This is a genomic window from Paenarthrobacter sp. R1 (assembly GCF_030264015.1).
In the GTDB taxonomy this organism is placed as follows: Bacteria; Actinomycetota; Actinomycetes; order Actinomycetales; family Micrococcaceae; genus Arthrobacter; species Arthrobacter ureafaciens.
The window spans coordinates 1,985,218-1,998,027 of the sequence record NZ_CP127115.1 but is presented as its reverse complement, the minus strand read 5'-3'; the positions used below and the strand labels follow the sequence as shown (position 1 = coordinate 1,998,027).

Genomic DNA, 12,810 nt, shown 5'->3' with positions numbered 1-12,810 from the left:
CCCTGACAACGAAGTTGACAACGAAGCCACAGAAAGGAGCCGGTTGTGCCGCAAGACGACACCGCGCAAGCTCTTGAATCAGAGGAACTCGTGCCGCCGGCCGAGCCACACGCCGCCCACGACGCCGGAAAGGTGGAGACGCAGGCGGACCTCAGTGCCGAGATCAAAGCGATCGGCGACAAGTACGCTGAGGCCCTGAAGAACGGCAAGGCTCCTGAGACCATGCCGCGCCTGGACTATGCGCCGTACCGCAGCAGCATCCTGCGCCACCCCACCAAGAGCCTGCACCATGCCGACCCGGAAACGATCGAGCTCTACTCGCCCGCTTTCGGTCACCAGGACGTGCACGCGCTGGAGTCGGACCTGACCATCCAGCACAACGGCGAACCCCAAGGCGAACGCATCATCGTCTCCGGCCGCGTCCTGGACGGCGACGGCCGCCCGGTTGCGGGCCAGCTCGTGGAAATCTGGCAGGCGAACGCCGCCGGCCGCTACAGCCACAAGCGTGACCAGCACCCCGCCCCGCTCGACCCCAACTTCACCGGCGTCGGACGTTGCATCACCGGTGCCGACGGCTCCTACTCCTTCACCACCATCAAGCCCGGCGCGTACCCGTGGAAAAACCACCTCAACGCATGGCGCCCGGCCCACATCCACTTCTCCATGTTCGGCTCCGAGTTCACGCAGCGCATCGTCACCCAGATGTACTTCCCGGGCGACCAGCTCTTCCCGTTGGACCCCATCTACCAGTCGATCGTGGACCAGGACGCCCGGGACCGCCTGGTGGCCACCTACGACCACGAGTTGACCAGCCCCGAATGGGCACTCGGCTACAAGTGGGACATCATCCTGACCGGTTCCAAGCGGACCTGGACCGAAAACGAAGCATACGGCGACGCCGGCGACGAGGAGTAAGCACATGAGCAAGCTGACACCCACACCGGGCCAGACGGTGGGACCCTTCTACGGCTACGCCCTGCCCTTCAACAAAGACAACGAGCTCCTTGCGCCGGGCAGCCCCGGCAGCATCCGGCTCCAAGGCACCGTGTACGACGGCGCAGGCAACACCATCCCGGACGCCATCCTCGAAATCTGGCAGCCCGACTCCGCTGGCAACATCGTCCAGCGCACGGGCTCCCTGGTCCGCGACGGCTACACGTTCACCGGTTGGGGCCGCGGTTCGGTAGGCAACTCCGGCGTCTACACCTTCACCACCGTCAACCCCGGGCCGCTGAAGCCGGGAGCGGCGCCGTTCATCTCCGTGGCAGTCTTCGCTCGCGGCCTCATGAACCGCCTCTTCACCCGCGTCTACCTCCCCGACAACGAGGAAGCCCTGGCCAACGATCCGCTGTTGAGCTCCCTTGATCCTGAACGCCGCAAGACCCTCATCGCCCGCCGTGACCCCGACGGCGGACTCACCTGGGACATCAGGTTGCAGGGCGAGGGCGAGACCGTGTTCCTGGACTTCCAGCAGGACGGTTCGCTGGATTTGGCAAGCGGGGATTTGACTTCCGGGGATTTGGCAACCTCATGACCGACGGCGACTTCGGCCTCCTCAGCCCCGTCACGGCCTCGCCTGCGGTGACGGCACTGACGGGCGACCGCGCCGTGATCGCGGCGATCCTCGACGTCGAAGCTGCCTGGGCAGCCGTTCTTGAGGAGTCCGGGCTGGCCCCGGAAGGGTCGGCAGCTGTGGTGGCCGAGGCCGCCGATCCAGGTCACTATGACATCGCCGCCATCGCTGAACGTGCCCAAGGCGGCGGCAACCCGGTGATCCCGCTCCTCGGCGAACTCCGCGCACGCGTGCGCAGCCTGGACACCGACGGCGTCGGCGCGGCCAAGGCCGTCCACACCTCGCTGACCAGCCAGGACGTGCTCGACACTGCACTCATGCTGCTGGCCGGACGCACCGTTTCGGCGCTGCTGGTTGAGGTCAAGGGCACGACGACGGCGCTCGCCACCTTGGCGGCACAGCATGCGGACACGCTGTGCGTGGGCAGGAGCCTGACGCAGCATGCGCTCCCGTACACGTTCGGGCTCAAGGCCGCGCAGTGGTTCAACGCGGTGGCGGCTGCTGCCCGTCGCCTGGAGTCGCTGGAGTTGCCGGTTCAGTTCGGCGGGGCGGGCGGAACGCTGGCATCGGGCTCCAAGCTGACGGCGGGTTCTTCGGCGACGCCGTTCACGCTTGCCGATTCCCTCGCCGCCAAGCTCGGCCTGGCCCCGGCCGCCGCACCCTGGCACACCAGCCGCCTGGCCGTCACGGGCCTGGGGGATTCGCTGGCTTCGTTGCTCGATGCCTTCGGCAAGATCGCTGCCGACGTAGTGTTCCTGAGCCGCCCCGAGGTAGGGGAGCTCGGTGAGCCCCTGGCCGCCGGACGTGGCGTTTCCTCGGCCATGCCGCAAAAACAGAACCCCGTCCTCTCCGTCCTGATCCGCAGCGCAGCATTGCAGGCTCCGGCACTGACTTCACAACTTCACCTGGCTGCAGCAACCTTCAATGACGAGCGGCCCGACGGCGCCTGGCATACGGAATGGCCGGCCCAGCGTCGTTTGCTCGCGCTGGCGCTGGGTGCTGCCGGACACCTTCGGGAGCTGACGGAAGGCCTGCGGGTGTTTCCCGAGGCCATGCGCAGGAACCTGGAGACCTCAGGCCCGCTGCTCCTCAGCGAAGGCGTGACTGCCGCCGTCGCACCTCTGCTCGGCGAGGACGGAAAGCAGAGGCTGCAGGCCGTCGTCGATCAAACACTCCAGGCGCCGGCTTCGCAGCAGGCAGACACGTACCGCAAGCTCCTGCGCGAGGCGGTACCGCCTGCAACGCTGCCCGACGCCGAGCTGGATGCCTTGCTGGATCCCGCGAGCTACCTCGGCGAGGCCGCGGAAATCAGCCGTCGCATCATTGCTGCCTACCCGGAATTCATTGCTTCAACGAAGGGAACCACCCGTGGCTAAGCCAATCGTCAAGGCCGTGCTGCTCTCCCCGCAGCGCGAACCAGGATCCAAGCCGCTCCTGGTGGTGGGCCCGTCGCTGGGTACCTCCACCGTGCTGTGGACCGAGACCGCCGCGCTGCTCGGCGACGAGTACGACGTCATCGGCTGGGACCTCCCCGGCCACGGCATGTCGCCGACCGCCACCGAAGGTTTCGACGTTGCGGAACTGGCTGACGCCGTCGTCGATCTTGTTGACTCTGTTTCTCCGGGCGTCCGGTTCCACTACGCGGGCGTCTCGCTGGGCGGGGCCACAGGCCTGCAGCTGGGCATCAAGCACGGCGACCGCCTGCGGAGCCTCTCGGTGCAGTGCACCGGCGCCAAGCTGGGCACGCCGGAGGGCTGGCTGGAACGCGCGGAAACCGTGCGGTCCCTGGGCACGCCGGTGATGATCCAGGGTTCGGCCGAGCGCTGGTTCGCCGCTGGTTTCATGGATCGACGCCCGGATGTCAGCAGCCGCCTCCTGCACGCCCTCCGCGACGCCGACCGCTTCGGCTACGCGTTCTGCTGCGAAGCCCTTGCCGCCTTTGACGTCCGGGAGCAGCTCGGCAGCATCACTGTCCCCACGCAGGCGATTGCCGGCGTCGAGGATTCCGTGGCGCCGCCGTCGTTCGCGGAGGAAGTGGTGGCCGGGATCAAGGCAGGTGGCACGTTTGCGGTGGCGGAAGCGCTCGACGGCGTCGCACACCTGGCGCCTGCCGAGGCACCCGACGTTGTGGCCGGTTTGATGCGGAACTTCATGAAGGAGAACGGACTGTGAATGTTGTAAACCCTGAACGGAGCGGCGACGCTTCCCGCTACGGTGCCGTGCAGCCCGGCGCAACAGGCCAGGAAATCTACGACGCCGGCATGGTGGTCCGCCGCGAAGTGCTGGGTGACGCGCACGTGGACCGGGCAAACGCCGGCATCGACTCCTTTACCGAGGACTACCAGGACATGATCACCAGGATCGCCTGGGGTGGAATTTGGACGCGGCCGGGACTGAGCCGGCAGATGCGTTCCGCCGTCACCCTCACGGCGTTGGTGGCGCACGGTCACTGGGAGGAACTGGCCATGCACATCCGGGCAGCCCTTAACAACGGCCTGAGCAGGGACGAGATCAAGGAAATCCTGCTCCAGACCGCCATTTATTGCAGCGTCCCGTCGGCCAACTCGGCGTTCAAGACGGCCCAGAAGGTCTTCGCGGACATTGACGCCGCCCCCGCCCCCAACTCCCCGAACTCACCCAACTAGGTCGCATTAGTGCGCGTTTAGACCCCTCAAAACGCGCACAAATGCGACCCAGTTGGGTACCACGAAATGAAGGAAATCTTATGAACCAGGCTTTTGTGTACGACGCCGTGCGCACGCCGTTTGGCAAGTTCGGCTCCGGACTTGCTGCCGTCCGTCCTGATGATTTGGCTGCGCACGTGGTCCGGGAATCGGTCAGGCGTGCTCCCGGGCTGGATCCGGAGCGGATCGATGAGGTGGTGTTCGGCAACGCGAACGGCGCGGGTGAGGAAAACCGCAACGTTGCCCGCATGGCTACGCTGCTGGCGGGGCTGCCGGTCTCGATTCCGGGTACTACGGTGAACCGGCTTTGTGGATCGTCGTTGGATGCGGCGATCATCGCATCGCGGCAGATCAACGCCGGGGACGCCGACGTTGTCCTCGTGGGCGGTGCGGAGTCGATGTCCCGTGCGCCGTGGGTTTTGCCGAAGACGTCCAAGCCCTACCCGGCCGGGGACATGACCTTGGCGTCCACCACGTTGGGTTGGCGTTTGGTGAACCCCGCGATGAACAAGGACTGGACCATCTCCCTGGGCGAGGCCACCGAACGACTGCGGGAGAAGTACGGGATCACGCGCGAACGGCAGGATCAGTTCGCGGCTGACTCGCACAACCTGGCCGACGCTGCGTGGAACGAGGGCTTCTACGACAACCTGGTCACCGCGGTTCCGGGCACGGACCTGGTCCGGGACGAGGGTATCCGTGCAGGTTCTTCGGCGGAAAAGCTGGCCGGGTTGAAGACGGTGTTCCGTCCCGAAGGTTCAGGGCCCGACGGCGGCACGGTCACCGCCGGGAACGCCTCGCCTTTGTCTGATGGTGCTTCGGCTGCGTGGATCGGGTCGGAGGCTGCTGCTGGGATTCTGGGGTTGGAGCCGTTGGCCCGCATCGCCGGCCGTGGCGCGCACGGCAACGATCCCCAGTTCTTCGGGTACGCCCCGGTAGAGGCCGCGAACAAGGCCCTCGCGAAGGCGGGCATTGGCTGGGACCAAGTTGGCGCCGTCGAACTTAATGAAGCGTTCGCCGCGCAGTCGCTGGCGTGCGTCGACGCGTGGGGGATCGACCCCTCGATCGTGAACCGCCACGGCGGCGCGATCGCGATGGGCCACCCGCTGGGTGCTTCCGGTACCCGCATCCTGGGTACTTTGGCGCGGTCGCTGCAGGCCTCCGGGCAGCGGTGGGGCGTCGCGGCGATCTGCATCGGCGTTGGCCAAGGCCTGGCCGTGGTGCTGGAAAACGTAACTGGTTCTGTAAAGGGTTAAGACGATGTTGAATTTCATTGACACTGTTGGCGAGGCCGTGGCCGGGATCAAGGACGGTTCCACGGTGATGATCGGCGGGTTCGGCAACGCCGGGCAGCCGTTCGAACTGATCGATGCGCTGATGGACTGCGGCGCGAAGGACCTGACCGTGGTGAACAACAACGCCGGCCAGGGCGACCAGGGCTTGGCGTTGCTGATCAAGGAAGGCCGGGTGCGGAAGATGATTTGTTCCTTCCCGCGGCAGTCCGATTCGTGGCACTTCGACGCGAAGTACCACGCCGGTGAGATCGAGCTGGAGCTGGTGCCGCAGGGGAACCTGGCCGAACGCATCCGTGCCGCCGGGGCCGGGATCGGCGGGTTCTTCACACCCACCGGATTCGGCACCATGCTGGCCGAGGGCAAGGAAAGCAGGTTCCTGGACGGCAAGTGGCAGGTGTTCGAGACGCCGATTCACGCCGACGTCGCCCTGATCAAGGCGTTGAAGGCTGACGGCAAGGGCAACCTCGTGTACCGCAAGACGGCCCGGAACTTCGGCCCGATCATGGCAGCCGCGGCCAAGCACACCATCGTTCAGGTCTCCGAGATTGTGCCTACGGGTGCGTTGGATCCGGAAAACGTGGTGACCCCGGGGATCTACGTCAACAGCGTGGTCCGCGTTGGTTCTGCAGCATCGAACGGAAAGGTGGCCTGAGCATGGGCACGCAAACAAGCATCCAAACCTCGGAGAAACCGCTGGGCCGTGACGAGCTCGCCCAGTTGGTGGCCCGCGACATCGCCTCGGGCTCGTTCGTGAACCTGGGCATCGGCCAGCCCACGCTCGTCTCCAACTACCTCACCGAGGACCAGAACATCACGCTCCACACGGAGAACGGGATGCTGGGCATGGGCCCCGTGGCGGTGGACGATGAGATCGACGAGGACCTGATCAACGCCGGCAAGATCCCCGTCACGGAACTGCCCGGAGCCTCGTACTTCCACCACGCCGATTCGTTCGCGATCATGCGCGGGGGCCATCTGGACATCTGTGTCCTGGGCGCCTTCCAGGTCTCCGCCACCGGTGACCTCGCCAACTGGCACACCGGGGCGCCCGACGCGATCCCCGCCGTCGGAGGTGCCATGGACCTCGCGACCGGCGCCAAGGATGTCTTCGTGATGATGACGCTCCTGACCCGCGACGGTGCCTCAAAGCTGGTGGAGCAGTGCACCTACCCCCTCACGGGCGTCGGCTGCGTCACCCGCGTGTACACCGACAAGGCAGTGTTCCTCACCGGACCCGACGGCGTCACCGTCCGCGAAACCTTCGGCTGCACCTTCGAAGAAATCCAGGAACTGGTACCCCTTTCGCTGAAACGGGCTGAGTAGGCCCCGGCTTCAGCGCAACTAGGATTGATGACCATGACCGACTCAGCAGTTGCCCCGCAAGCCAGCGACCAGTACGTCCAGTCGCTGGCCCGCGGGCTCGCTGTCATCCGGGCGTTCGACGCCAACAATCCGGTCATGACTCTGAGCGAGGTGGCAGCGCGTACCGACCTGACCCGTGCCACGGCCCGGCGGTTCCTCTACACCCTGGTGGAGCTCGGCTACGTCCGCACCAACGGCAAGACGTTCGCGCTGACAGCCAAGGTGCTGCAACTGGGGTACTCCTACCTCTCCGCTTTGTCCTTGCCGCAGTTGGCACAGCCGCATTTGGAGCAACTCAGTGTGAAACTGGGGGAGTCCACATCGGCCGCCGTCCTTGATGGCCACGACATCTTCTACGTTGCCCGCGTGGCCACCAAGCGCATCATGAATGTCGGGATTACGGTCGGCACGCGCTTTCCGGCCTACTCGACGTCAATGGGCCGCGTCCTTCTGGCCGGACTCCCGCAGGCCAAACTTGAGGCTTACCTTTCGACGGCGGAACTCAAGCCGCTCACGGCGCGAACCATCACCGAAGCGGCTGACTTGAGGGCCGCCGTCGAGCGTGTCCGCCAGCAAGGCTGGTGCCTGCTTGACCAGGAACTCGAAATCGGGCTGATGTCCATCGCGGCCCCGGTGTGGAACCACAACAACGGGGACAACGTGGCGGCCATCAACGTGTCCCTGCAAGCCCAGGCGGTTGCGTCCCAGCCGGACCCGGAAGCGTACTTGGATTCAGTCCGGGAAGCCGTGGTTGCCACCGCCAAGGTGATCTCCCAGGACGTGTCGGCGAAGCACTGACGCGCTACTTCCGGATCGCGGCCAGCCGGGTTTCCAGGATCCGCCGAACCAGGGAATCGGGCAGGGGGTTGTCTTCCGAGAAGCGCAGGGTCCCGGGAGACCAGGAGTATCCGCCGAGTTCCTCGGACATTTCCGGCAGGATCTGGCCGCTGAACGGGTAAAGCGCAAGGTGCTTCTTGGTTTCCAGGACACTGACGAAGCCCTTGCCGTCCACGAGCAAAGCAGGCATGCCGTAGCTTGTGCCTTCCTCGACGTCGGGCGCCAATTCACGGGCAATTTCCACGATCCGCTGCAGCAGGGAGCGGTGAGGGTCGGCGACGGTCTGCAGATATTCGGTGACGGTTCCCATAGGGCCATGCTCCCTCTTCAGGCGGGAATTCAACAGACAGCACTCAGTTAGGTAACAACCCTGCAAACGGTCTTCATGGTTGCCATGGGTCTCTTGTAGGATTCCTCACAAGCCTGGTTGCGCTGACGCACGACTGGGCTGCTTTGTTCCGTGGCGCCGCTGGGAGGTGCCCGTGGACGGAGCTGAGCCGATTGTGTACTGGGCGCAGGCGGCACAAATTAACATTGAAGGAAAAGTCGATGTCTAGAAGTGGGCTCTCTCTTCCCCTTGGCGGTGCCTTGGAAGGCCCGCCGAACGAACGCGCGGTCAGCGCGGTCCCTGCCGTGGACGACACCCGGGTCCGGCAGCAGGCCCTGGAAATCATTGAGTCCATCCTCGCCGAAACGGATCCCCGGAGTCAGCAGAGCCGGAGGAACCTCGAGGAGCGGTTCACGCAACATCCCGATGATCCCAAGGGCGTCCTCCTGGAGCACTTGATCGTGACGCGAACCCAGCCGGAGACCGCCGAGGCTCCCGCTGCCCATCAAGACTCCATGAGCCTGAACCGTGAATCCGCCGAGGCTCCACAGACGGTCACCATTCCGGTGGATACGGAGGTGCGCAAGCGCATCCAATCGGTGCTGCGGGACAAGTTGCTGCTAACAGCCTTCCAACCCATCCACGCCTTGCCGTCCGGTGAAGTGATCGGCGTCGAAGCCCTGATCCGGTTTGTTGAGCAGGATGGCGCCGCGGCCGATGTGTGGTTCCGTGAAGCTTCGGCGGCAGGTCTTGGTACAGACCTGGAGATCGCGGCGCTGTCCTGCTCCTTGGCGGCCGCAGAGGACTTCCCGGACACCATGTTCGTAGCTTTCAACCTCACCCCGGAAACGGCAGCGGACCCGCGCGTGCGGACGCTCCTGGAAGGGGCCGGCTTGTCTCCGGACAGGATCGTCATCGAATTGACGGGAAGCCTTGAGCGGTCCGACGGCTGGGACGATGACCATGGACTGGGCCCGTTGCGCCGCCGTGGACTGCGGCTTGCGGTCAGCGCGTCCGGCGCGGGTTTTGTTTCCATGGACAAGATCGAGGAACTTCGTCCGGACATCCTCAAACTGGACCGCCACCTGATCGAAGGCATTGACAACTCTGAAGGGCAACGCATCCGCGCCCGCGCGGTTGTTGCGCTTGCCCGGGAACTGGGGTCCTCCGTGGTGGCCCAAGGCATCGAAACGGCCGGGGAGCTGCAGGAAGCAACCGCCCTCAACGTTGCCGCGGCTCAGGGTTACCTGCTCGGCCGCCCGTCGGTGCATCCCCTCGACTGGTCGTCTTGGTCCCTGCACTCCCAAGCGGAAGCCCAGTCGGTCGGCTAGCAGCCTGCTGAAAAGCCCGACGGCGGTGCTGCCGCCGTCGGGCCTTTCATGTCAGGCGGTGGTCACGGCCCAGCCCCGGCCACCGCGTGCCGTCACTCAGTCGTTGGCTGGCGCCACGGCGATAACTCCGAAGACGTCTCCTTGCGGTGCTTCAACGATGACCATCCGGCCAAAGGGTGTATCGGACACGGGGACCAACAGTGTTGCACCGAGTTCTTGTGCCCGCGCAGCCGTCGATGCGACGTCATCGCTGGCGAACCAGGTGAGCCAGTACGCGGGGTCGCTCTGCGGGATTTGGGTGTCGTGGTGAATACCGGCCACTTCCCGGCGGTCGGAGTCCCGGAGGCAGGTGGCGTAAACCATGTCCGCTCCTGTGACCTCGTGGTAATTGAAACCGAAGACGCCCGCGTAGAAGGCCCGGGCCTCCGCGTAGTCGGAGGTGTGGAGTTCGTTCCAGCACAATGAGCCGTGTTCATTCACGCGTTCAGCGCCGATGTGGTTTCCGGCCTGCCACACGCCGAAGACGGCTCCGGTGGTGTCCGCGGCGATGGCCATCCTGCCGGAATCCATGACGTCGAACGGCGCCATCAGCACCTGGCCGCCGGACTCACGGATCCGCTCAGCGGTGGCATTGACGTCGTCGGAGGCCATGAAAGTGGTCCATGCGGAAGGCATGGCCGGATCATCCTTGGGGCCGAGGCCCGCAATGGCATGGCCATTGAGTTGAGCCAGGAGATACCCTGCCTCATCGTCGGCGGAAAGGTAGTCCCACCCGAACAGGCCGGTGTAGAAGGTTTTGGCAGCCTCCACATCGTCGACTGACAGGTCTACCCACATGGGCGTCCCGGCGGGCCATTTGGAAATCTTGGTGGACATGTGACTCCTCGGTTAGCGCTGCAAACAGGTCAGCTGCCTCCCCGGGAACACCATGCGCGGGCGTTCCCGGGGAAGCAGCCATCCTTCTTGTATGGGCTCAACCGGATTCGTGACTCGGTTTAGTGTTCCTTTTCCAAGTCCTCAGAACGGCCATCACAATTCTTGGTCCCGGCCTTCGCAAGTGCCGGCGGGAGCGTAAGCCGGCCGTCCGCCGTCGTGCGTTTCATGAGGCGGCGAGAGCAGCTATATAATAAGTAAACTTACTAAGCGGAGGCATCAGAACGAGGAGGTTTGGGTTGGCGGGACATCTGGAATTGGTTGACGCTCCCGATGGGGGTTACCGCGTGCTGATGGTGGACGGTGAGGACACCCTCATGGGACTGTCCAAGCGCTACTCCTCAAAGAGGGAAGCTGTGAGGGCTGTGGAAGCGCTTCGGGAAGTAGCCGGCACGGGCCTGCTGCGGCAGGGTTCGGCGGATCGTTACGCGCTCCTGGAGTCGGAAGAATTCATGATGGACCGGACGCTCGCCGGCCCCGCTCCTGCGCAGGTGGAGGTGGGCTGACGTGGCCGAATCCAAGAAGCGGGGTGTCCTGTTTGACGTTGACGGGACGCTGATCGACTCAAGCTATTTCCATGCATTCGCGTGGTGGCAGGCGTTCAGGCGCGAGGGCCTCGACGTACAGATTTCCGACATTCACCGCTGCGTGGGCATGGGCGGCGACAAGCTGGTCCGGCATCTGGTCCCCGACTGCACGGATGAATTGGAAGAGGAGCTGAAGTCGGCGCACGGTGCCGTGTTCTCGACGTTCTGGCCGTCCCTTCGCGCTTTCGAGGCAGCCCGTGACCTCTTGGCGGCGTGTTCCGACGCCGGTCTGGCCGTAGGTCTGGCTTCCTCGGCGCAGCAACGTGACTTGGACGTGAGCCGCAAGGTGCTGGACGCGGGAACGTCGATCGATGCTTGGACGAGTTCCAATGACGCCGAGGCAAGCAAGCCGGAGCCGGACATTCTGCTGGCCTGCCTGGACAAGCTTGGGCTCAGGCCTGAAGATGTCGTGTTCGTTGGCGACGCCGTATGGGACGTGAAGGCCGCAGGGAGCATTGGCATCCCTGCCATCGCGTTGACCTGTGGCGGCATCAGCGAAGGTGAACTGCGGGACGCAGGTGCCGCGGAAGTCTATGACAATCCGCGGCACCTCCTGGAGAATCTCGAAAGCAGTGCGATCGGGAAACTGGCGCGTTAGCGCTGCTCGTCCTGTACTTCCTTGTTCCGGCCGCGTCCGCGCATGGCCCACACAATCACCAGAATGATGATGATCAGGGCTGCCGCTCCGAGGATCCACGGAATGACGTTGGTGCGGTTCTCTTCCTGCGGATCCGATTCACCGGTGCCGGGGTTGGCCGGGCCGCTGCCGGCAGGATTCGGGGTTTCAGAGGCGCCCTGTGACGGTCCGGGGTTGGTTGGCGTCTGGGTCGAGGGGCCGGAGGGGTTGGTCGGCTCGGGTGAGGGGCTGGTGCTGGTTGCCGAAACGTTGCTGCTGACGTGGCCGGAAACCGGCCCGGCGGCATTGGCGGCGCCGGCAGACAGCAGGGAACCGAACAGCAGGGTGAGCGCGAAAGTGGTCGAGGTTAATCTACGAAGCATCGTTTCTCCTGGGTAGGGGCGTGTCCGAGGACCTTCACACTAATAAGCATACTGACGAAATGGTGAAAAGTGGGCCGCACACACCCGAACTTGTGCGGCCCACTTTTCCTTCCCTAGCGGTTCAGCTTGTCGGCATCGGGCTGTTCATCACCGATGTGGCCGGGTGCGTTGGCGGCCAGGACGCGTTGAACAAACGCGCTGTACTCCTCCATATAGTGGCGCAAAAGCGCGGCGGTACCTTCGTCCTTAACTGTGCCGTCGTCGTCGTACGCGTCTGCCACAAACCGGATATATGCCTCAGGTGCGTTCAACTGCGGCGCGTCCAGGAAGCTGAGGACGCTTCGCATGGACGACTGCATCACCGCGGTGCCGATGCCGCCCGGGGAAGCGCCAATGATGCCCGTCGGCTTTCGGGCGAACGAGTTGGTCCCCCACGGCCGTGACCCCCAGTCAATGGCGTTCTTCAAAGCGCCGGGGATGGAACGGTTGTATTCGGGGGAGATGAAGAGGATGCCGTCCGAAGCCGCGATGGCGTCCTTGAGTGCGCGGCCTGCAGGCGGAAAGTCGTTGTCGTAGTCAGAGCTGTACAGCGGGAGGTCTTTGATGGCGATCTCGTGGAACTCGAGTTCAGGCGGTGAGACGCTGATGAGGGCCTTGGAGAGCGTGCGGTTGATGGAGGTACTTGAGAGGCTTCCGACGAAATAGCCGATCTTGAATGAATCCATGGCGGCGTTCCTTTCCGACGGCACGGCCGGAACCGGCTCGTCGACGTGCGGAGGCTGGTTGCCCCAGCTCTCATTCGACCCTAGTTGAGTTGCGCACATAGCGCAGCCCCCTACTCCCGCCAGACGCCTTGCGGTCATAGACTCGTGGCAATCATG

At 64.6% G+C, this 12,810-nt stretch carries 16 protein-coding genes; 12 read left to right on the top strand and 4 right to left on the bottom strand.

Annotation, left to right across the window (positions count from 1 at the left end; genetic code table 11):
• Window positions 1–45: 45 nt before the first annotated feature.
• From pcaH to QN084_RS09655, 9 genes are all read left to right on the top strand, one after another.
• Complete coding sequence (gene pcaH / locus QN084_RS09695; protein WP_069696388.1) at window positions 46–915, top strand: protocatechuate 3,4-dioxygenase subunit beta; 870 nt, start codon at window positions 46–48, stop codon at window positions 913–915.
• Between the two features lie 4 nt (window positions 916–919).
• A complete protein-coding gene (pcaG, locus tag QN084_RS09690; RefSeq protein ID WP_069696389.1) occupies window positions 920–1,534 on the top strand; it encodes a protocatechuate 3,4-dioxygenase subunit alpha in 615 nt (204 codons plus the stop codon).
• On the top strand, window positions 1,531–2,949 hold the full coding sequence (locus QN084_RS09685) for a lyase family protein (protein WP_069696390.1): 1,419 nt from the start codon (window positions 1,531–1,533) through the stop codon (window positions 2,947–2,949). Before pcaG ends, QN084_RS09685 begins: the two co-directional genes overlap by 4 nt.
• On the top strand, window positions 2,942–3,745 hold the full coding sequence (locus tag QN084_RS09680; protein WP_069696391.1) for an alpha/beta fold hydrolase: 804 nt from the start codon (window positions 2,942–2,944) through the stop codon (window positions 3,743–3,745). Before QN084_RS09685 ends, QN084_RS09680 begins: the two co-directional genes overlap by 8 nt.
• Window positions 3,742–4,218 (top strand): 4-carboxymuconolactone decarboxylase, encoded by a 477-nt coding sequence (pcaC, locus tag QN084_RS09675; RefSeq protein ID WP_021474648.1) that lies wholly within the window; start codon window positions 3,742–3,744, stop codon window positions 4,216–4,218. Before QN084_RS09680 ends, pcaC begins: the two co-directional genes overlap by 4 nt.
• An 80-nt stretch (window positions 4,219–4,298) precedes the next feature.
• Entirely contained in the window at window positions 4,299–5,513 is a 1,215-nt protein-coding gene (locus QN084_RS09670) for a thiolase family protein (protein ID WP_062098580.1), read from the top strand.
• 4 nt (window positions 5,514–5,517) lie between these two features.
• Window positions 5,518–6,204: a 3-oxoacid CoA-transferase subunit A gene (locus QN084_RS09665; RefSeq protein WP_021474650.1), complete on the top strand. Its 687-nt coding sequence runs from the start codon at window positions 5,518–5,520 to the stop codon at window positions 6,202–6,204.
• 2 nt (window positions 6,205–6,206) lie between these two features.
• Window positions 6,207–6,875: a 3-oxoacid CoA-transferase subunit B gene (locus tag QN084_RS09660; RefSeq protein ID WP_069696392.1), complete on the top strand. Its 669-nt coding sequence runs from the start codon at window positions 6,207–6,209 to the stop codon at window positions 6,873–6,875.
• Window positions 6,876–6,908: 33 nt separating this feature from the next.
• Window positions 6,909–7,712 carry an IclR family transcriptional regulator domain-containing protein gene (locus QN084_RS09655; protein ID WP_069696402.1) on the top strand — a complete coding sequence of 268 codons (804 nt, stop codon included), beginning with the start codon at window positions 6,909–6,911 and terminating at the stop codon, window positions 7,710–7,712.
• A 4-nt stretch (window positions 7,713–7,716) separates the two neighbouring features.
• Here the strand turns inward: QN084_RS09655 and QN084_RS09650 are convergent, their stop codons facing one another.
• Entirely contained in the window at window positions 7,717–8,061 is a 345-nt protein-coding gene (locus QN084_RS09650) for an iron chaperone (protein ID WP_069696393.1), read from the bottom strand.
• A 239-nt stretch (window positions 8,062–8,300) separates the two neighbouring features.
• On the opposite strand from QN084_RS09650, the gene QN084_RS09645 reads away from it, so the two are divergent.
• Complete coding sequence (locus QN084_RS09645) at window positions 8,301–9,410, top strand: EAL domain-containing protein (RefSeq protein WP_083262044.1); 1,110 nt, start codon at window positions 8,301–8,303, stop codon at window positions 9,408–9,410.
• Between the two features lie 96 nt (window positions 9,411–9,506).
• Here QN084_RS09645 and QN084_RS09640 read toward each other — a convergent pair whose 3' ends face one another.
• Window positions 9,507–10,286: a VOC family protein gene (locus tag QN084_RS09640; protein WP_021474655.1), complete on the bottom strand. Its 780-nt coding sequence runs from the start codon at window positions 10,284–10,286 to the stop codon at window positions 9,507–9,509.
• A gap of 296 nt (window positions 10,287–10,582) precedes the next feature.
• Between QN084_RS09640 and QN084_RS09635 the strand changes: the two genes are divergently transcribed.
• Together QN084_RS09635 and QN084_RS09630 are read left to right on the top strand one after the other, a co-directional pair.
• A complete protein-coding gene (locus tag QN084_RS09635; RefSeq protein ID WP_021474656.1) occupies window positions 10,583–10,849 on the top strand; it encodes a hypothetical protein in 267 nt (88 codons plus the stop codon).
• A gap of 1 nt (window position 10,850) precedes the next feature.
• Complete coding sequence (locus QN084_RS09630; protein WP_062098572.1) at window positions 10,851–11,528, top strand: HAD family hydrolase; 678 nt, start codon at window positions 10,851–10,853, stop codon at window positions 11,526–11,528.
• On the opposite strand, the gene QN084_RS09625 is transcribed toward QN084_RS09630, so the two are convergent.
• Window positions 11,525–11,929 carry a superantigen-like protein SSL4 gene (locus QN084_RS09625; RefSeq protein ID WP_021474658.1) on the bottom strand — a complete coding sequence of 135 codons (405 nt, stop codon included), beginning with the start codon at window positions 11,927–11,929 and terminating at the stop codon, window positions 11,525–11,527. The genes QN084_RS09630 and QN084_RS09625 overlap by 4 nt on opposite strands.
• A gap of 113 nt (window positions 11,930–12,042) precedes the next feature.
• Window positions 12,043–12,654: an NADPH-dependent FMN reductase gene (locus QN084_RS09620; protein WP_021474659.1), complete on the bottom strand. Its 612-nt coding sequence runs from the start codon at window positions 12,652–12,654 to the stop codon at window positions 12,043–12,045.
• Between the last annotated feature and the right edge of the window lie 156 nt (window positions 12,655–12,810).

Coding starts and splice junctions, on each gene's coding strand:
- pcaG (WP_069696389.1), top strand. CDS start 920: ATGAGCAAGCTGACACCCACACCGGGCCAGACGGTGGGACCCTTCTAC.
- QN084_RS09685 (WP_069696390.1), top strand. CDS start 1,531: ATGACCGACGGCGACTTCGGCCTCCTCAGCCCCGTCACGGCCTCGCCT.
- QN084_RS09670 (WP_062098580.1), top strand. CDS start 4,299: ATGAACCAGGCTTTTGTGTACGACGCCGTGCGCACGCCGTTTGGCAAG.
- QN084_RS09665 (WP_021474650.1), top strand. CDS start 5,518: ATGTTGAATTTCATTGACACTGTTGGCGAGGCCGTGGCCGGGATCAAG.
- QN084_RS09660 (WP_069696392.1), top strand. CDS start 6,207: ATGGGCACGCAAACAAGCATCCAAACCTCGGAGAAACCGCTGGGCCGT.
- QN084_RS09655 (WP_069696402.1), top strand. CDS start 6,909: ATGACCGACTCAGCAGTTGCCCCGCAAGCCAGCGACCAGTACGTCCAG.
- QN084_RS09650 (WP_069696393.1), bottom strand. CDS start 8,061: ATGGGAACCGTCACCGAATATCTGCAGACCGTCGCCGACCCTCACCGC.
- QN084_RS09645 (WP_083262044.1), top strand. CDS start 8,301: ATGTCTAGAAGTGGGCTCTCTCTTCCCCTTGGCGGTGCCTTGGAAGGC.
- QN084_RS09640 (WP_021474655.1), bottom strand. CDS start 10,286: ATGTCCACCAAGATTTCCAAATGGCCCGCCGGGACGCCCATGTGGGTA.
- QN084_RS09625 (WP_021474658.1), bottom strand. CDS start 11,929: ATGCTTCGTAGATTAACCTCGACCACTTTCGCGCTCACCCTGCTGTTC.
- QN084_RS09620 (WP_021474659.1), bottom strand. CDS start 12,654: ATGGATTCATTCAAGATCGGCTATTTCGTCGGAAGCCTCTCAAGTACC.